The 18,819-nt window shown below is 44.1% G+C and carries 18 protein-coding genes; 8 read left to right on the top strand and 10 right to left on the bottom strand.

Features of this window, described 5'->3' with window-relative positions; all coding sequences use genetic code 11:
• Positions 1 to 955: 955 nt before the first annotated feature.
• The 3 genes from IPJ71_19050 to IPJ71_19040 form a co-directional block, all read right to left on the bottom strand.
• Positions 956 to 1,753 carry an ATP-binding protein gene (locus tag IPJ71_19050; GenBank protein ID MBK7845739.1) on the bottom strand — a complete coding sequence of 266 codons (798 nt, stop codon included), beginning with the start codon at positions 1,751 to 1,753 and terminating at the stop codon, positions 956 to 958.
• Positions 1,750 to 3,246, bottom strand: coding sequence for an IS21 family transposase (locus tag IPJ71_19045; protein MBK7845738.1), 1,497 nt, complete (start codon positions 3,244 to 3,246; stop codon positions 1,750 to 1,752). Before IPJ71_19045 ends, IPJ71_19050 begins: the two co-directional genes overlap by 4 nt.
• 80 nt (positions 3,247 to 3,326) lie before the next feature.
• The gene (locus IPJ71_19040; GenBank protein ID MBK7845737.1) at positions 3,327 to 3,647 is read right to left on the bottom strand and encodes a hypothetical protein; all 321 of its coding nucleotides are present in this window, start codon (positions 3,645 to 3,647) and stop codon (positions 3,327 to 3,329) included.
• Positions 3,648 to 3,883: 236 nt separating this feature from the next.
• Here IPJ71_19040 and IPJ71_19035 point away from each other — a divergent pair, with 236 nt between their 5' ends.
• The 3 genes from IPJ71_19035 to IPJ71_19025 are packed head-to-tail and all read left to right on the top strand — an operon-like array spanning position 3,884 to position 4,914.
• Positions 3,884 to 4,150 (top strand): hypothetical protein, encoded by a 267-nt coding sequence (locus IPJ71_19035; GenBank protein ID MBK7845736.1) that lies wholly within the window; start codon positions 3,884 to 3,886, stop codon positions 4,148 to 4,150.
• A gap of 43 nt (positions 4,151 to 4,193) precedes the next feature.
• Positions 4,194 to 4,601 (top strand): hypothetical protein, encoded by a 408-nt coding sequence (locus IPJ71_19030; GenBank protein ID MBK7845735.1) that lies wholly within the window; start codon positions 4,194 to 4,196, stop codon positions 4,599 to 4,601.
• Positions 4,579 to 4,914, top strand: coding sequence for a hypothetical protein (locus IPJ71_19025; GenBank protein ID MBK7845734.1), 336 nt, complete (start codon positions 4,579 to 4,581; stop codon positions 4,912 to 4,914). The genes IPJ71_19030 and IPJ71_19025 overlap by 23 nt, the downstream gene beginning before the upstream one ends.
• Here IPJ71_19025 and IPJ71_19020 read toward each other — a convergent pair.
• Both IPJ71_19020 and IPJ71_19015 read right to left on the bottom strand, forming a co-directional pair.
• Positions 4,889 to 5,296: a hypothetical protein gene (locus IPJ71_19020; GenBank protein ID MBK7845733.1), complete on the bottom strand. Its 408-nt coding sequence runs from the start codon at positions 5,294 to 5,296 to the stop codon at positions 4,889 to 4,891. The genes IPJ71_19025 and IPJ71_19020 overlap by 26 nt on opposite strands.
• Positions 5,272 to 5,475, bottom strand: coding sequence for a TetR/AcrR family transcriptional regulator (locus IPJ71_19015; protein ID MBK7845732.1), 204 nt, complete (start codon positions 5,473 to 5,475; stop codon positions 5,272 to 5,274). Before IPJ71_19015 ends, IPJ71_19020 begins: the two co-directional genes overlap by 25 nt.
• A gap of 231 nt (positions 5,476 to 5,706) precedes the next feature.
• Here IPJ71_19015 and IPJ71_19010 point away from each other — a divergent pair, with 231 nt between their 5' ends.
• Complete coding sequence (locus tag IPJ71_19010; GenBank protein ID MBK7845731.1) at positions 5,707 to 7,353, top strand: ABC transporter ATP-binding protein/permease; 1,647 nt, start codon at positions 5,707 to 5,709, stop codon at positions 7,351 to 7,353.
• Here the strand turns inward: IPJ71_19010 and IPJ71_19005 are convergent.
• Positions 7,343 to 10,456, bottom strand: a complete 3,114-nt coding sequence (locus IPJ71_19005; protein ID MBK7845730.1) for a discoidin domain-containing protein — start codon at positions 10,454 to 10,456, stop codon at positions 7,343 to 7,345. The two genes, IPJ71_19010 and IPJ71_19005, sit on opposite strands and share 11 nt — an antisense overlap.
• Before the next feature lie 195 nt (positions 10,457 to 10,651).
• Between IPJ71_19005 and IPJ71_19000 the strand changes: the two genes are divergently transcribed.
• Together IPJ71_19000 and IPJ71_18995 are read left to right on the top strand one after the other, a co-directional pair.
• Positions 10,652 to 12,055: a tyrosine phenol-lyase gene (locus tag IPJ71_19000; protein ID MBK7845729.1), complete on the top strand. Its 1,404-nt coding sequence runs from the start codon at positions 10,652 to 10,654 to the stop codon at positions 12,053 to 12,055.
• A 6-nt stretch (positions 12,056 to 12,061) separates the two neighbouring features.
• A complete protein-coding gene (locus tag IPJ71_18995; GenBank protein ID MBK7845728.1) occupies positions 12,062 to 13,459 on the top strand; it encodes a tryptophanase in 1,398 nt (465 codons plus the stop codon).
• Between the two features lie 37 nt (positions 13,460 to 13,496).
• On the opposite strand, the gene IPJ71_18990 is transcribed toward IPJ71_18995, so the two are convergent.
• The 3 genes from IPJ71_18990 to IPJ71_18980 all read right to left on the bottom strand — a co-directional run bounded on the left by IPJ71_18990 (position 13,497) and on the right by IPJ71_18980 (position 15,482).
• A complete protein-coding gene (locus IPJ71_18990) occupies positions 13,497 to 14,726 on the bottom strand; it encodes a hypothetical protein (GenBank protein ID MBK7845727.1) in 1,230 nt (409 codons plus the stop codon).
• A 50-nt stretch (positions 14,727 to 14,776) separates the two neighbouring features.
• Entirely contained in the window at positions 14,777 to 15,187 is a 411-nt protein-coding gene (locus IPJ71_18985; GenBank protein ID MBK7845726.1) for a hypothetical protein, read from the bottom strand.
• Between the two features lie 103 nt (positions 15,188 to 15,290).
• Positions 15,291 to 15,482 (bottom strand): hypothetical protein, encoded by a 192-nt coding sequence (locus IPJ71_18980; protein MBK7845725.1) that lies wholly within the window; start codon positions 15,480 to 15,482, stop codon positions 15,291 to 15,293.
• A 446-nt stretch (positions 15,483 to 15,928) separates the two neighbouring features.
• Between IPJ71_18980 and IPJ71_18975 the strand changes: the two genes are divergently transcribed.
• Complete coding sequence (locus IPJ71_18975) at positions 15,929 to 16,402, top strand: YaiI/YqxD family protein (GenBank protein MBK7845724.1); 474 nt, start codon at positions 15,929 to 15,931, stop codon at positions 16,400 to 16,402.
• Positions 16,403 to 16,410: 8 nt separating this feature from the next.
• Here IPJ71_18975 and IPJ71_18970 read toward each other — a convergent pair whose 3' ends face one another.
• Positions 16,411 to 17,619 (bottom strand): DUF1513 domain-containing protein, encoded by a 1,209-nt coding sequence (locus IPJ71_18970; GenBank protein ID MBK7845723.1) that lies wholly within the window; start codon positions 17,617 to 17,619, stop codon positions 16,411 to 16,413.
• A gap of 203 nt (positions 17,620 to 17,822) precedes the next feature.
• Here IPJ71_18970 and IPJ71_18965 point away from each other — a divergent pair, with 203 nt between their 5' ends.
• A complete protein-coding gene (locus tag IPJ71_18965) occupies positions 17,823 to 18,815 on the top strand; it encodes a hypothetical protein (GenBank protein MBK7845722.1) in 993 nt (330 codons plus the stop codon).
• Positions 18,816 to 18,819: the final 4 nt, after the last annotated feature.

Here is an 18,819-nt window from a genome sequence, read left to right as displayed (position 1 = left end):
GGGATTGGCTGCATCGATTGCTATCCCGTCTTTACCCAGGAATGAGAGCGTTGAAACGAGGATCGAATCTCTCAGTAAAGGGTTTTCCAATGAGGATTTGGTAAGATACCTGAAAGCAGAACCGCAGGAAGCTCTCAAATGATTGAGAACCCTCGCTTCAAAGAATTTGTGTCTGGGGTAGAGGCTTATCTTGAAAGTGAGAATTACATTCGAAGTCTAAGCGAAGAGATCTAAACGAATAAATCTAAGAGAAGACATAACGAAAAGTTATCTTCTGTTTCGAAAGCTATCACCTCCGTAGCAGGCAAACTGCGGAGGCTTTTTGAGTGATTACCTGCTGTTGCAGTAGGTTTGCCATAAATTTTCTGGCGCAATCAATAAAATTAATATTGTATTTTAGCTCCTGGATCGAGTATGAGAGTTGGGATCTTTGTATCCTAAAATTCAGTCCCCTTTTCCGGTTGGGTCTCTTGCTCCAGGATAACTTTACTCAATTGGATCAGAACTCAAATAGATCAAATATTGACCGATTGAAAACTTGCATTATGGGGCAGTTGGTCTATTTTTTTGGTGGCAAGTCTTGAGTATGGCTGCGCGAGCGCAGCCCTTGTCACCTTCCTCTTGTCTGAGATTACTGAAGGGGCCAGTTCAGGACAAAATTGCTCGTCTTATTTATGTGCAAAGATCCTCTTCAATCATAGAGCGGTTTTCAACAATATTCCCGATACCTCCCTTTCCTCTAAGTAGGCGACAATCAATTTTGGCCACTTTTTTTGTTCGGCGCAAATTAAATTTGGCCAGTTGGTGACGCAGATGTATCTACATCTTGTTTGGCTGTCAAACTTGTTTCCAGGTTTTTATTTTTTTCAAGAGATGCTTGGTTCTGCTTCACGAAGGGACCCCCGATCACGATGATCGGGGGTAACAGGGTGCCTGAGGGACAGAGTCCCTCAGGTCAGGATGACGTTTTGATGGGGGTCTGTATTTTCTTTTCCGTCAAAGTTGATTTTATTTTTGTTCTTTTTTTTGCCTCTTCAGCTCTCCAGCTCGGACCCTTGATGTTGAAGGTTTCGCATTTATGGATGATTCGATCGATGGCAGCTGCTGTGTTTAATGGATTTATAAACACCCTATCCCATTCGGAGAATGTGAGATTGGTGGTAATCAAAACGCTTTTTCGCTCTGCTCTTAGCGATAAAAGCTGGAAGAACAGATCCGCGCCATCTTGGGTTTGGGCAATATATCCAAGCTCATCGAAAACCAGAAGGTCGTACCTGTCGAGGCGTTTGAATAGATGTTGCAGCATGAGATCTTTTTTTGCCTCCAGCATCTGCTCAATCAGGCTGTGAGTTGAGACAAACAGGCAGCGCACATTCTTTTTTACCAGCTCCTTGATGAGCGCGATTCCTAGATGCGTTTTTCCGACCCCAAATCCGCCATAAAATACGATGTTGGATCCGTCTCGAACGAAATCGCCTTTTGCGAGACGTTTAAATTCGCCTTCGGTGATGCCTTCTCTTTGGGTAAAATCGAAGTGTTCGATCCGCTTCTCCAGAGGAAGTTTGGCCTCTTTACTTAACCGCTTAATTCGCAGTTCGCACTTGCTGTTAAGCTCCTCATCGACAAGGCCCGCCAGATATTGCTCATAGGTCAATCTACCCTTTTCCGCGGCTCGCGAGGCTGCGCTATAGCCTTCGGCCATGGTCGGCAAATTCAGCTGTTTTAGGCCTTTGCTGAGTTCTTCATTTGTCATCGAGTTACTCCTTGTTGGCTGGGGATGAGTTGGTCATAATCTTTTAAATTCGGACTTATCGGGGTTTGGCCAAACCGTGCGCTGAGATCGATTACCAATGTCTCGGGCCTGCGCTCTACAAGAAGCAGGTCTTTGACTTCCATGAAGATGCTCATCACGCCAACGGACTGGCCAAGAACAATCTCTAGCGCACATTGGATCTCGCTTAATGGCGTGTGATGGACTAGATTCATTATGCGTAAAAATTCGCGTTCGGATTCCCCAGGATGGGTCTCTTGGCTTTTAAGCCGACGGTAAAGATCCCTGAATATCTTCTCTGGGAACAAAATTTCTCGGTGGTGCCATCGGATCATCGCTTGTGGCTTGCGGAGAAGGCTTTTTAAAATATGCTCAAGCTTTATGCTGTGCTCACCCTCGGACATCCGCGGATGGACAACGACGACATCGCTGCCTTTGCGCGTGATTCGTGTCTCAAAAGCACCCGCCACGACTCGGCACTCTAATCCGATCCATGCATCCGCAACTGAGTACGTGGTCTTTGCGACGCGAACAGTGCCGTGCGGCGACGCACGAGTCTTTTCCACACGGCAAAGCACGTCCTCGTCTCGCGGCAACAGCGATTTCAACTGACCACACTCTGTTTTCAGTAGTTCAGTTACTATTTCGCTTTGCTCCTGTTCGCCGAAGGCTTCGAGTTCGGCGTTGAGGTGCGAAAAATCTCGGAACCTGATCCCATGAACATTTATGTGATTCCTAAACCTTCTCGACCAGGTTTGAATGTCGCGCTCAACATCACCTTTTTCATTGCCTCGCCCTGGAGAGCAGGGAAGAACGCCAAAATTGTAATATTTGATCGCCCTATTAAATGCATCCGTGTAGTCACGGCCCCCATCTTTTCTCACCCGTTTCACGCATGGACTTAAGTTGTCGATTCGAATATTTTTTGTTTGACCACCAATTTTTTCAAAAAATGAATGGACACCATCTATGAAACATTCATACGTCTTGTGGGGAAAGCCCTTGATGACGCAAGCGTTAGAGAACGGCAAAGTGCCAAAATGTAAGTGCGCAATCACCGGGCCCGATAAAAACGGCAGCTCGATTGATTCTTTAAAATCAAACTGGGCCTGCTCGCCAGGGGTATAATCTTGCTCAAAAAAGCGCTCCTTTGGCTTTGCCTCGCACCACGATTTCATTCGCCTTTGAATCGTGCGTTCGCTACCCAGGTAGCCTCGCGGACGAATCAGAGCATAGATTTCGCCGGCCGAAAGCTCCGGGGCGATAACGATCTTCCCGCGAACAAAGTTCTCAAACTCGGCAAAAAAATCCTGCCTCGAGGGAGTGGATCTTGGTCGATAGCGTGGGGGAGCTGTCGATTTGAGGTACTTGCGCACAGTCTTTCGATCAAGAGCAAGCTCCCGCGCAATCTTGGACTTGTTCTCGCCAAGGTGATCAAGAGCTCTTATTTTGTGAAAAATATCCATTGTTATCACCGGCTAAAGCCTCCTCGGTCCCGTCGTGGGACACGAGGAGTGATCATGCAGCCTCGGCTCCAACGCCAAGGTGGGGAATTTTAATTGGCGCGCGACCGACCTCGCAATTTTCCCAATGCCTCCAGCACGTTACCAAGATTGCCAGAGTCCACTGTTTCCAAAAGCTGCCAAACCTTGGCATTGCCCGAACCGCTCCAGACATCCAAGGAAACGCGAATCAATTGTTTCTCGTCGCTCGGAAAACACGCGGCATGCCTGTGCACTTCCATGGCCTGAAAACGAATTCGCGGACATCTACCTTCGAAAAAGAATTCCAACAGGTTGGGATGATTACAGAAAATCACCCCGATCACTTCGTAAATAAATCGATTGGAATCTGTGGCCGATTGCCAGTGATCCATAAAGGCCTCCTTTGGCCCCGCCGAGACGGGGGAAAGTGGCCAAACTTAATTTGTGCCGGTGGCCCTTTTTAATTGGCGGCTAACACCGAAATACAAATTGAAAGATACTTGTCGGCAGACCATATTGGCACAGCCACAAAACGGCCTTTGAATCCGTCTGTCTCGGCGAAGGAAAGAGCATTAAAGAATCTTTACCAAAGCTTTTCGCTTCAGGGTCCTGGGAGAGGACCACCTTATTGCCGCGAATTCTTGAGCAGGACTCAACTGAAAGCGAACGCATCATTCACTTTTTAGTTCATTATTATTCTATCAATGACCTCAGCGAATCCGTCTTGGCTGAAATTGACCCTGAGAGGCTTACTGACAAGGCCCAGCCGCTGCTCCATCTCCAGGTCTTCCTTTCATCACATATAAGTGAGCCTCTTCATGTTGAAGATGAAATAGGCCCTATCGAGCGATCGCCCGGAGAAGTGATCGCCGAAGTGGGCCGCCTGAGTCTCTAAAAATTCAAAGGACTCATTGGTTACGGGCCACGACATTAAATTTATGGAGTTATATCTATATCGACAGTTGTTTGTTTGGTTGAGGCAGAACAACATTGTCAATCGGGTGTTCTTTCAGGTCAATTCTGCCGTCCTGAGAACCCTTAAGAGACAAGGTTTGCCAACTGATCGAGCGATTGCGAGAACCTTTAACAAAAAGTATCAAGTTGAAGGTAAAATAAAAGCAGTAACTGAACATGTGCTGGAGCTGAATCAGGATCTTATCAGAGATTGGCACCGCATCGTAACCGCCCGCCAGCTAGACCAAATTTTCACTCTGTTTCTTTCTTCTGGAGAGGAACAAAAATTACTTAAAATTCTCCTAACGCCGCATGAAGTTGAGCCACTTATCGATTTGGGTTTGGTTGCGTTGACTTCAAAAGAGCAGAGTGGCTCATCGGGAAATACCTAATGATGCACCTCATTCATTTGCAGCGATTGAGATGAGAACTTTACCAACAAATTACGACCACGTTGATGTTAATTCAGAGAGATTTCGGGAATTGGAGCGTGCAAAGGACCCCATTTGGATATTCTATGCCTTCGAAAATGCTTTTGGTGGTCTTCAGAAAATGAGAAGGGAAGAACCACTTTCGGAAGGTGCTATCTTTAATTTAGATGAAGTACAACTCTCGAAGGCAAAATACGTTTCATTTTTTATACCTGTTGATGTAGCACGAAATCCTAAGGCGCCTGAGATCAAGCCTTCACTAGAGCTTGAATAGCTTCACTGAAATCCTTGATGACCTTTTTCGTTGGGGGCGCTCCAATTTCTGTAATTGCACTTAGTAATATCCCAACTATTCCATCATGAATAATACGGGCTAAACCATAGGTATCAAGAGAGCGCCGAAATTCGCCAGATTCAATACCTGCCTCAAGGATGCCATATATTCTATCAACTGCAACTTTTTTGATTTGTGAATTTATTGCTCTGAATTTTGGATCAATTCCCGCAAAATAATAGAGCATCAAATAAATTCTAGGTATTGTTTGATCTTTTTCAAAATTTTCTAAAGAAACAAATAAATAATTGGTAAGAGCCTCTTTGGCAGAGGAGCTCTGATTGATTACCTCTACCGTTATAGACCGGGCTTTTTCCACCATTTCATCAAGAACACTTGAAAAGATACCTCCCTATTTTTCAAATACTTTACAACCAAAGGCTGGCTCACCCCGCAATGATCGGCAATAGCCTGAAATGTCGTTTCCCGCTCGCCAAAATGAGCCAGACAAAAGGCGGCCGACTTAATTATCTTTGCCCTCGTCTGATCTGCTTTTTTCATCTCTTTGAGATACTCCTTATTTTTAAATGGGGCAAGGCCAACAAGCGGGGATTTCAGCAGTTTTGATAGATCTCACAGATAGTTAAGAGTTGGCTGCCAAGCGGATAAGAATCTGATAGAATCGAGCTGTCCGTGGGAATGGCAGTTGAATTTGAATGATAGGAGGAAACTATTTCATTAGAAGGATCAAAAGGGCCCATAAAGCGAATATTCTGGGTTCGCTTGTACTCTGTGGCACGGCCATTTTTCGTCTCCTCTGAAGGCGGGAAGGCACTTGGTCTCCTTTGCTTATTGGTTGTTTTGTCATTGTCTATCAATGGACTAAATATTTTTTCAAGTTATCTCAATCGAGACATGATGACGGTCTTAGCCGATGGAAAGTCGACGATGTTTCTGCTCTTGGCCCTTCAGTGCGCCGGAATAGTCGGAATAATTACGGTGGTGGCTGTTTTTTTTCGTTTCATTGAAGAGCGATTCGCTTTGTACTGGAGGCAGTGGTTAACAGATTATTTCTTGCGTGAGTATCTGGGCAATAGAGCCTATTGCAGGCTAAATGAACAACCCGATATCGATAATCCTGATCAGCGAATCACAGAGGACATTCGAACATTTACTGCCACAACTTTATCTTTTTTTCTCATAATTCTTAACTCTGTGGTCGCATTCATTGGATTTGCCAGCATCCTATGGTCGATCACGCCCTGGTTAGTCTACGGGGCCCTGGCTTACGCCACAGTTGGTTCTGTAATCACTTTTTTACTTGGATATCGCCTCGTCCACCTCAATTTTCTTCAGCTAAAAAAGGAGGCAGATTTAAGGTATGATTTGATTCAAATTCGTGAACACGCCGATGCTGTCGCCTTAAATCGCGGTGAGAGCAAAGAGCTGACGAGAGTTCAAAAAGGTTTGGCGATTGTCGTCGATAATTTCAAGTGGATTATATCAGTCAACCGAAATCTCAGCTTTTTTACGACTGGATATAATTATTGGGCCCAGCTTGTTCCAATCATCATCGTAGCGCCCATTTATTTGGATGGAAATCGGGAATTTGGGGTCGTCACTCAAGCGGCGTCTGCATTTGCGTTTGTGCTGGGCTCCTTTTCTGTGATTATCACTGAATTTCAGAGACTCTCGTCTTTTGTAGCAATTGTCTCACGTTTGGATTCACTGAATGAAGCAATGCTAAAAAAGCCAATAGCTCATAGACCAACCATCGAGATTATTGATAGAAACGAGTCGATTAGCTACGAAAACCTCACTATTTTGGGACCCGAGAACGAGGCCCCGCTGATTCTCAACTTGAACCTAGAAATCTCTCCAGGAAGACGGCTGGTCATTGTCGGCCCAAATCGCGTGGGAAAGAGCCTGTTGGTTAATGCCACTGCGGGAATCTGGACAGCCGGAAAAGGTCGGATTAGAAGGCCGCAGCAAGATCAACTCATGTTTTTGCCTCAGCATCCCTATTTGAAACGTGGATCTTTGAGGTCTGTTTTAACCTATCCTTGTGTAAACAATAACATTGAAGATCAACTTTTAGTAAGTGTTTTAAATGCAGTTCAATTGGGGTCGTTTTTGAACAGGGTTGGGGGGCTCGATGCAGATCAAGATTGGTCCACCCGGGTGTCGACAAGCGAATCTCAGCTATTATCAATTGCACAGCTTCTCATAGCTAAGCCTCGTTTTTCATTTTTAGATGAAGCAATCAGTACCCTTGCTCCGGAGATCCGGAAGATGATCTATAGGGCCCTTCATGAGTCTTCGATCACCTATATCAGTACAACTAATGATCCAGCTCTTCTTCTCTTTCATGATCAAATTTTGGAATTAAGAGGGGACGGTTTATGGAGCCTTCGTTCCTTGGACAGTTCTAATCCTTAGATGAGTACCTGATAAGAATTTTTGCCGGACAATCGCAGACTGTTAAGTTTTCAGGATCAAACTCAGAAAGTTTTCTCGAATTTACGTGAACTTCGATCATGCGGCCAAGAGAGGGGGGCTTAATAATCATTGCGACACCAGAGGAAGAAAAGTCGTGAGATACGGACATTTCCAAGAGGTCCCCTTCAATTTTTCGTAGGGTATAATTTAATTTCCCGAAATAAGTTGGAAGATTTTTGATCGATAGCCCGCCATGATTTAGCCAATCGGTTGGAATGCCGGCGGCCAGAATGAGACTTTTATCGGGCTTCTCATAGGCAAAAAATGACAAAAAAGAAAGAATGAATTCAGCACCCACCCACGAATGAGGTAAGTCTCCGATGTGAGCCGGGGCCTTGAGATCGCGCCAAACAATTTCTGGCCATTGATTCCAAGCATGAGGAGTTCTTTCGTGGATAAAAAACTTTAAGAGTTTGTAGGATTCTTCTCTCCTTCCCATTTTCACGAGTGTTCCTATGATGCGCATTTCGTAGGGAGTGAAGTTAATCCACTTTCCGGAATCTCTTCTGTGATTTGTATCAAAATCAGCTAGATATTTTTCAAAGGTAGTTCGAAACTCCTTTTTTGTAAAAAATTGATCATCATTGAGAAGAGATCCAACGATGGCGGTGGCGGATGGATCAAGGTCAGCCAGTTCTACCGAGCCAGGAAAATAATCAATTCCTTTATCTTTTATCGTCAAATTCACAGAGTCTAGAAGGCACTCTTTGAATGACCTGCAAAGTTCAGAAATATGAGCTTCTGATTTAAGCTCTCCCAAAGCACAGGCCAAATAGGCGGCGTCAATCAAACCTCGTAAAGTCCAAAAATTATCCCAATGCGAATGAACGGGTCGAAACAAATACCCTTCGTGACTAACCGATTCTGGCAGGAGTCCGTGGAAAGCCTGAGTTTCAGGTTGCAGATATTTATTGGTTAACCTCTGATTACGAAGAAACTCAATTTGATCTATTGCTTTCTGAACAGATGGCCACAGAGATCTTAAAAATTCCATGTCTTTTGTTATGCGGAAACACTCTGCAATGGTAAAAATGAACTCACCAAGATTATCGTGCTCTGGTGGATCAGAATGTTCTTCATCGTCGACAGAAAAAGGGAGTTGTCCGTTTTTCTCGTTTTGATGTTTGGCGTACCATTTGATAAAGTTCATTGCTTCTTCATCAAATCCCATACGAAGAGCAGCGGCGGCCATCACGGCGCCATCACGAATCCAGCTGCATGCATATCGGCGAGGGCCAGGCTGAAAGGCCGGACCATCACGATTGATAAGAATGTGTGCTGCACATATTTTAAGGGCGTCAATAAAATATTGTTCAGAATTCGGCAGGGTGACTTCTACAGAGTTGAGTTTAAGTTTCCAGTTCCGTACAACTCTCTGGAAGGTCCCAGAACCAGATATCTGTGAGATTTTCTTTATTTCTTTTTTCTCAGTCGAGCAATTGTCGCTTGGTATCGCTAAATAAACCTCCCCAATTGAATTCGGTTTCAAATCAAATTTGAATTTCATTGAGCCTGAAGCCCACCCGCAACTATCGACCAATTGTGATAATTCAGGTAGCGGCTCATTGCGAATAATTGAGCTGAGCGGTCCCTGATCGAAAGAAGAAAAGAAAAGACGTTCAGAATTACACAGAGGAATTACGATTTTCGCCTTATTGACTTGAATAGCGCCTTCTAAGGCATTCAGTTCATCAATTCGTGAGATCCCACCGAACTTAAGATGACTCTGCCAGGGAGGGGTCACTTGGAATGGTCGCAGCAAGGCGAATAAGGAAACATTTTGATCCTTTTCTCCCAAATTCTGAAGACGATAGCGAATGTAAACAAGAGATCTCTTCTCTGTGCTATCCATATAGACAGTCGTTTGAAGATGAAGGTCACTTCCTTTCCAATGAACTGATGGGATTGGTAAGCCAGGCTCGAGACTTTGCGTGACTTCAACATCGTTCCAAGTCACCAATCTTTTCTCAACTACGAGAAACGGTTCCACAGAAAAACTGCCTTTATCAATCTCCACCATTCCTTCCTCGTTAATGAGTGCTTGGAATGAATTTTCTTGAGGAGTCCCAATCACGGTCCAATAGCTCTGTTCCCCATAGAAATATTTTGGAAAGGTTCCCCTTGGTTCGTAATGAGCGACGTTTTTAAAAAAGGAACTTTGAGATCGGGAAAAATGATGATTTTTTATTTCGAGGAACTTTAGTCCAAAACTCTCTGATCCATAATTTTCCAAAAAATTGAAACGCAGCTGACGACATGCCGTTCCGGGAAGATACACATAACTTCGCACATGCGACACAGCTTCGGCGTGATAAATGGTTTTCCACTCGCTGGCCTCTTCACTCAAACATTGAATTTCAAATTTTTTAGTTTGGTTTAAAGTGTCCCAATGAATGACCAAACCGCCAATGTCTCGAATTTCTCCAAAATTGATCTTCAACCATTGGGGCTTTTTTGCAGTCGTACTTCTCCAAGCTTTTTCAGATGATGGGTCCAAGCAGGAATCTGGGCTATAGCCTGCAAGCGAACTGGATGCAGTAACAACTGGAGGATTTTGGATTGTTTTGTCAATGAGTTCGAGATTGGCGATCCATATCGATCCCCTCTCTGATGAGTCAGCCCAAAAAACGAGTTCAATCGCTCCAACACTTGTTATGGGATCACTGTTACTTCCTAAGGGACCCCAGGCAAATTCAATCTGGTGGGACTTAATCGACATATTTTGCCATTTATCAGAAATCTCAAGATGGGGAGAATTGTACCACCAAACATTTTGGCCGGACTGATCAATCAGCTTTAATTCGAACTTCTTTATTGAAAGATTTCCGCGAAAATCAAAGCAAATGGCGTAGTCGTCTGGCGTTGAAAAGGAAAGCTCCTTGCGAGCAGTGACAAATCCCTGCGGTTCCTTAAAGTCAAAGTCCAACTTTAGGGCTTTGCCGTTGAGCCCTGCACCCTGTGTTAATTTGAGGTTTATTTGCCCTGAGGAGTGAGGAGTCCAAGTGCCGATGTCTTCAAAATCATCTAGAGTTATATGGGACATGTTTTTTACTCACAAATAATATGTTACATTATCTGACTTTACAATAAAAACTCCAAATACGAGTTCGTGACGCATATACTCCTTGGCCTAAGAGGTCTCGATGGCTTGAAAAACCACCTGCTTGCTTGCCGTAGATTTTCTTAGTACAACTCAGGTCATTCTTCAACTATTGAGCCATTTATGGACTTGGAGCCTATGAAAAACAATCATTCTCACGAACAAAAAAAAAGAGCATGGGCTGAGCCTTTCAAGATCAAAATGGTCGAACTTCTTAAGACCACAACAAGGGATGATCGCAAAATTGCTCTTGAAGAAGCCGGATACAATACCTTTCTTTTGAAGAGTGACGATGTTTATATTGATTTGTTAACTGATAGCGGAACAAATGCTATGAGCGATGGTCAGTGGGCTGGAATGATCCTTGGGGATGAGGCCTACGCTGGAAGTGCAAACTTTTACAATTTGGAGCGCAATGTACAGAAATACTATGGCTATAAATATCTTATTCCTACCCATCAGGGACGTGGAGCCGAACACCTTCTTTCTCGCATTTTAATCAAGCCCGGCGATTTTGTTCCAGGGAATATGTATTTTACGACGACTCGTGCTCACCAGGAATTAATGGGAGCTTCGTTTGTCGATGTCATCGTAGATGAAGCTCATGATTCTGAAAGTGAAATTCCATTTAAGGGCAACATTGATTTAGGTAAACTGGAGTCCCTGATAAAACGGGTTGGTGCCAATCGGATTCCCTATGTTTGTGTTGCCGCAACTGTAAATATGGCCGGTGGACAACCCATTTCAATGGCGAATATGAGACTGGTTCGCGAACTTTGCGTTAAGCACGGCATTAAAGTAATGCTTGATGCGACTCGCGCAATTGAGAACGCTTATTTTATCAAGACGAAAGAGAAAGGCTTTGAAGGCAAGACCATTGCTGAAATCCTTTTTGAATTTTGTTCCCTCTCCGAGGGCTGTACGATGAGTGGCAAAAAAGACCTTCTGGTAAATATCGGTGGATTTTTGGCGGTTAATGATTGGGATATTTTTGAAGAAGCGCGCAACATGGTCGTGTTGTACGAGGGGCTTCATACCTATGGGGGGCTTGCGGGACGAGATATGGAGGCCATGTCTCGTGGTATTGTCGAGGCCGTTCAGTATGAACATATTCAGGCGCGAATCGGGCAAGTAGCCTATGTTGGAGAAAAGCTCGAGCGGGCTGGGATTCCAATTGTACGCCCCATCGGTGGACATGCAGTTTTTTTAGATGCCAAACGGTTTCTGCCTCACCTTCAGCAGACCCAATATCCGGCGCAGGCCTTAGCAGCGTGGCTCTATTTGGAAGCTGGAATTCGCTCAATGGAGCGAGGAATTGTTTCGGCAGGTCGAGATAAGGAAACGGGCAAAGACCACTGTCCGGAGCTGGAACTTGTCCGATTGACATTTCCTCGTCGTGTTTATACCCAGTCTCATTGTGACGTGACGGTGGATGCAGTGGTAGCACTTTATGAAGACCGAAAAAATTTAGTGGGCCTTCAGATGATTTATGAGCCAAAGTATCTGCGATTTTTTCAAGCACGTTTTAAGCCCTTGGAATAATCCGAAATGAAACTGGAAAGCCAACCGACACGCCAACGAACCATTATAGAGCCATTCAAAATTAAAATGGTAGAGCCCCTGCCGTTTCACTCTCGTGCAAGCAGAGAGAAAATTCTCGAAGAGGCGGGATATAATCTGTTTTTGGTCGCAGCGAAATATGTCACCTTTGACTTCTTGACCGATAGCGGGACGAGCGCCATGAGTGCCGCTCAATGGGGCGCAATGATGGTTGCTGATGAGAGCTACGCAGGCTCAACGAGCTTTGAACACTTCCAGCACGCAGTCCGTGACATTACTGGATATCAATATGTTATACCCACTCACCAGGGACGAGCAGCCGAGCGCCTGCTTTTTGGAGTCATCCTTAAACCGGGAATGAAGATACCGTCTAACAATCACTTTGATACCACTCGGGCCAACATCGAACAAGCTGGTGGCGAAGCCGTGGATTTGGTCATTAAAGAGGGAAGAGACCCTGCTAAAATGCACCCCTTCAAAGGCAACATTGATCTGGAAAGGCTTGATTCTTTTTGCTCTGAATATCGGACACAAATTCCGTGTGGTATGTTGACTATCACGAACAATTCGGGCGGTGGCCAACCCGTTTCTTTGGAGAATATTCGAGAGGCCTCAAGGATTTATAAGAAATATGGAATTCCATTTATTTTGGACGCTTGTCGATTCGCTGAGAATAGCTATCTGATCAAATTGAGGGAACGAGGACAGGAATCTCGCTCCGTCAGAGATATCGCTCAAGAAACCTTCTCTCTGGCAGATGGTTGCATGATGAGCGGGAAAAAGGATGCTCTTTCAAATATCGGCGGCTTTATTGCGCTAAAGAATGATCACTGGTTATCCTCCCTGCGTGCCTCGCTTATTCTTACGGAGGGCTTTCCAACCTACGGAGGTCTTGCAGCGAGGGACCTGGAGGCTCTGGCAGTTGGCCTTACAGAAGTTCTCGATGAGTCCTACCTTTCATATCGTATCGCTGTGTCAAGGTACATGGCCGATGGATTAAATAAATTGGGAATTCCCACCATGCAACCAGCCGGTGGGCATGCTGTTTATATCGATGCCAAGAGTTTTCTATCTCATATTCCGCAGGAACAGCTCCCGGGACAAGCTTTAGTTTGTGAAATGTTCTTAGCCGAAGGAATCCGCTCTTGTGAAATCGGCTCAGTCATGTTTGGCAAAACCGTGGATGGAAAATTTCAAGCTGCACCGATGGAACTGGTGCGACTTGCATTTCCTCGTCGGGTCTATACCCAGAGCCATTTTGATTATATTCTTGAAGGAATGGCCGAAATAGCTCAGAACAAAAATAGAATCCGAGGTCTGAAAATTACCTGGGAGCCTCCATTTTTAAGACATTTTACTTCGCGTTTTTCTATTGTGGACAAATAATCGACTTTTTCAGAAATTGCGCTAAAAATCGGAAGAATTAATGACTGACGGTAGGCGGCACTGAGAACTCTCCAGAATGTCCAAGAAGTTCATTGCTGCCACCGAAGTCCGTCGAAACACCATGAACATAGATTTTCTTATTGGCATGGGTCAGTCTATCTTGAGGGCTGATGAGGTAACCAAAACCATTTCTCGTAAAGTTTGTCTGACAGAGAGATTTTACTCCAACATCATCTCGCACATTATCTGCAAGCGTTTCAGCAATCAAGGTACCACCTTGATTTGCAGTTCCACCTGCGTAGATTCTTATCTTTATGCTCAATGCGTTCTTAGGAACACAGGCCCAACCACCCACTCCGACTGTGCCATTGGGACCTTCTCCAACTCCATCGATGTACCCGATCGCCGGACCAGGAACTAATGGTTCAGGAGGTGGCGGTTGTGTTAAAGGAGCTATGACAGAAAACTCTCCAGAATGTCCAAGCAGTTCATTGCTGCCACCGAAGTCCGTCGAAACACCATGAACATAGATTTTCTTATTGGCGTGGGTGAGTCTATCTTGAGGGCTGATGAGGTAACCAAAACCATTTTTCGTGAAATTCGTCTGACAGAGAGACTTTACTCCAGCATCATCTCGCACCTGATCTGCCAGCGTTTCAGCAATCAAGGTACCACCTTGATTTGCAGCTCCTCCTGCGTAGATTCTTATCTTTATGCTCAATGCATTCTTAGGAACACAGGCCCAACCACCCACTCCGACTGTGCCATTGGGACCTTCTCCAACTCCATCGATAACCCCGATCGCCGGACCAGGAACTCCCTCTCTAGGCTCTGGTGGGGCTCTTCGCAACAAATCAGAAATAATTTTAATCATCTCACTATCATTTTTTATGTTTGCCCCGAATGCATAAAGCGTCATGAAGCGAGGAGGGCGAATATTCAATTCCGGAAATCCATTGATCAAAATTGGAAGTAAGGTGGGACCACTCTCCGTTATCACCCAATCGCCTGGAGCATGAGACTGAAGTTCATTTTTTATTTCAGAGCAGTCATTGGTGGTACAGTACATACTGAATCCAGGAATCATCATGGTTTGTTCTTTGGCTAAATGGGCTGGATTGCGAATCCACCTCTCGTAATTGTACCCAGGAAAATGTTTGTCCCTATCAAGAAGCAAATAATGAGAAAACATTTTTTCCTTAGGAATATAGGGGGATGCATAGATCGAAGCAGCGAAATCAACGTACTCCTTTGCCGTTTTTCCCAAGAACTCATTAACTTCCTGGTCATTGAGCTGATTTGGGCCATAGCCGGAATCTATAAGTGCCCTGTACCCGATTGGGCCTGGCCGTCGTTGCTATCATTGTCATCAAGCGATGTCTCCCACCCGAGGTCAAGTCCCAAAAACAACGAATTGTCTTCAGACATATACTTGGCCATGCTTTGCGCGATCGCTTCTTTTATCACGGCCGATTTCTGGGTCAAAAGAGAACGAATGTAGGGACTCTTGTAATTGACTTTTGGTGGCTGAATACTTTCAGATCCCCAAAAGAGGTGATAATTGGAATATGGCTCTGTCCAGCTCTTCCATTCAACGTGCTTGATAATTTCAGAAGAGCTATCGACTCTTTTATAATCGTTAAAACCGAGAGCTTTTACGCCAGTGATAGTTTGAATCATTAGATTTCCGTACTCAGGATCATAAGCCGGAAAAAGCCGAAGAGCCACTCATGGTTAATATGGATGAGAAGACGAATCTTCAACTCTTGAGCCACTTTAAAGGCTTTATCGATACGCAGGACCATTGCATCATCCTTTTCCTGCATCGGATTTAAAAGAAGAGAAAACCTAAATTCATTCCAGTCCACTTTGAGGAATCACCAAATGTCTGAACCAATTCGCGTGCAAAGGAGTCAGGCTCGTCCTCGCCTCCACCAGGATCAAAGGGATGAATTACAATTGTTTGCTTTTCTAATGTGGTTGTGGCCCCCGTATAGGAATAATTGCTGTCGTTTTCAGTCATGCCTAGAAAGTGATTGGACCGAAATCCGCAGTTTGCATAAAAGAAATAGATCCCACACAGACAAATTAGAACTATAGTATTGTGGCCCGATAGAAATAAGGTCCGAAATTTCATTGAGCATATACCCCACAAATGTTGACTTGCCTAAGGTCTCATCGGCCAATCAATTCAACTTCTGAAACAAACTCGCCTTTCTTGCAGTCTAAGTTGCTAGATTTACACATAAAAACCGGCGTATTTTTATGGCCTTTTGTGAGTTCTCAAGTCTCCAAATACCGTATGGAAGAAAAGGCGAAAATTGATTTGGCAACCCATACAAGTCCGATTTCGAGCTGGAAGGGAAGGAGCATTTGAGGTACATTTTGACTGACATTTATCTTGTAGCCCGATGCTGAGGAATCAATGGAATATGAATTGAAATTTTGGATTTTATTGTCGTACCAGGGATGGATCCATTGAATTCAGAATTGGTTATCTACGTCGATGCAGATGGTTGTGCCGTAAAAGAAGAGGTTTACAAGCTTGCCCGACGCCACCAAATTAAAGTGATTCTTGTGGCCAACCAATATCTCAATGTTCCTTTTGAGCCCATTATTGAAATGAAAGTGGTTTCAGGCGGTTTTGATGCCGCTGACGATTGGATTGCTGAAAATATCGAGAGAAGTGACATTTTGATCACTTCTGATCTGCTACTTGCTGACAGATGTATCCAACGTGGAGCGCGTGTTGTCGGTCCAAAAGGACGTGAACTTGATTCAGAAAATATTGGAAGTGCGTTGGCCATAAGAAATCTAAACTCACATTTGAGAGACCTTGGTCACAAAAATACCGGACCGAAAGCGATGGAGAAAGAAAATCGCTCTCAGTTTCTATCAACTATGGATCACGTCATCCATCGATGCCTACGGGAAAAAAAATGACTTCGCAATTATGTGCGAATTGAAACATGAATGGACGCGTTCAGTTTTGCAGGGAAAAACTGGACTCTTTCCATGGATTTCAAATCAATCACTGCGATATTTTCCTCTGTTCCGGTAATGACGATCTTGCTTGTAAAGGGAATTTCGCAGACGCCCCTTACTCCGGAGATTCCAAAAGATCGCGTATCGAAAGTTGAGGCTGAAAAATCTCGGTTAACGACCAAAATCGTATGTGAATAAGGATAAGTTGCAATTACCTTTTCCATCAGAAAATTTGTTGCTATCGATTGAGATCTCCGCTGAGTTTTTGATGATGTGAATATATCTGTTTGCTTTCCCGTTGCTGGGTCAATAATGACCAGGGGAAGGGGAACCGCCACTTGATCTTTTCTCTCCTCAAGAGGATCTAAAGTGAAATCATTATCGCCAAATTCATGTTCCGGACGGTTTTTTTTGAAAAAATCTGTGTGCCAATATTGATTGTTTACGCCATAGACCAACCCGTCAGATCCGATGTCCATGTGGGTAAAGATAGCATAATTTGGAGTCACAGAATGATGAACGATTGGCAAATTGGTTTCAACCGAAAAAACACTGAGCTTCGGATTTAAAACGCCAAAAGTGAAATGTTGGGGGTTCGGATTATTCTCCTCTGATAACATGCCATAGTGAGTGACTACATAGGATTTTTCACCCGGCAATAGTCTGATTTCGTGCGGGTGAATGCCATGACTGGAAAATTGCTGAATGAGTTCCATCTTGTCCAGCGAAAAGACTTGAATTAACCCAGAATCCTTTTCTGAAGAGGCAATTGCAGCATGTGCGGTGATTAACACTCGCTTCTGATTTAGAAAGACAAGTCCATGGCCTCCATACATGTATCCTTTTGGGGCCTTGATTTCTTTTATCACCTTATTATCACTATCTAAAAACAGGCTGGTGGTACTCTTATGTCCTATGCATACCAGTTTCCTCTCTGGCAAACAGAGGGCTGAATGCCCTTCTTTCATTGGCAACTCAACCTGTTCTATTCTATGAGAGTCAAGAAAGGCCTCAGTTAGAAAAGTGTCCTTCGTCACTCTGTCACTACCCAACGTAATGGCTGAGGCCTCACCCGACCGAAAAAACTGGCGTCGAAGCAACCGCATCCCAAGCCCCAATGAACCACTCAATGCCAGCCCGCCAGTAATTGCATACAAAGCCTGACGACGATTCATCCCCATTATCCACCCCGCTTAAGAGCTAAATTACCCAGTGAACAGTCAATTGTATCCCAAGGAAAAAGGCAGATTCAACACTGATGAAAATCACTGCATAAGAATCACTCACTTCCAATAATGCGATGTATTATTTTTTTACTTTCAACTATTGCCCTTCTTCAGGCAACATTAAATTTGTCACCACATGGAGTCATCCTGAAATGAAATCGTGGATATTGGCACCGAGGTTTGATCTGACTTTCTTTTCTAGCTTTTGGATACTGATTCCCTCGGCTATCATTATTAGCCAGTTTGGTTTTGTCATTGGGGATCTCTCCTTTTTATCTTTTGTTTATGGTCCCCTGGTTCGACTTCCTCATTTTTTGGCAACATTTGTCCTATTAAAGGATCATGCGGACCAGATCAGGCTCGCTGTGAAAAACTATGCCTTTCGTTTAATTCTACCTATCGTCCTTTTCCTTGGATTTACGATTCCAATATTTTTCCTAGACGGAAGGCATAGCTGGCAATGGGTGTCTCTGTTTAAGGTTTCATTGATCGTTGCGAATATTCACCTGAGCATGCAAAACTATATGATTCTTCAGATCTATCGAAAGCAGTCAGAAACCATTCCTCTTGATCTAGAACGATATGTAGAAAAATCAATTTTTCTCTTATTGATAGCTGCGCGTGTGGCAGTTGATGCCTGGGGAGGTTCTCCTTTTGCGCAGGGTATCTCCAGTATTCTCAGCCTAATTGTCACAATCTCTGCTGCCATTTATCTCACTTACCTGGTTTGGAAAGGCGTTTGCTCTTTGCCATTCATTCTTTTTTTTGCAACAGCACTAATGGTTACTATACCATGGCCATTCGCTGCAGATCTTCCTAAATATTCCCAATTCTATGTGTTCAATGCTCATCATAGTATCGCCTACCTCGGCTTGGTGTTTCTGATGAAAATGAATAAAACCAGTTGCCCTTTTGATTTTGGAAAATGGGCAATTAAATTTGGTTGGTTCATACTCCCACTGATTGTTCTGAGTGGCTTGGCAACCTACGGTTGCTTTCTGTTGATGAAAAATAGGCAGTTTCATCCCATCGATGTGATGGTTGGCTTTATGATAGTTCACTACTACATCGATTTCGTTATTTGGACTTTGAAAAGCAAGGCTAGTCGAGAACACATTTTGCCAAAATGGCAGTCTGCATCTTAATTCA

Source organism: Bdellovibrionales bacterium (genome assembly GCA_016714165.1).
GTDB lineage: Bacteria > Bdellovibrionota > Bdellovibrionia > Bdellovibrionales > UBA1609 > JADJVA01.
The sequence above is the reverse complement of the archived record's forward strand: the minus strand, read 5'-3'. Positions and strand labels throughout refer to the sequence as shown.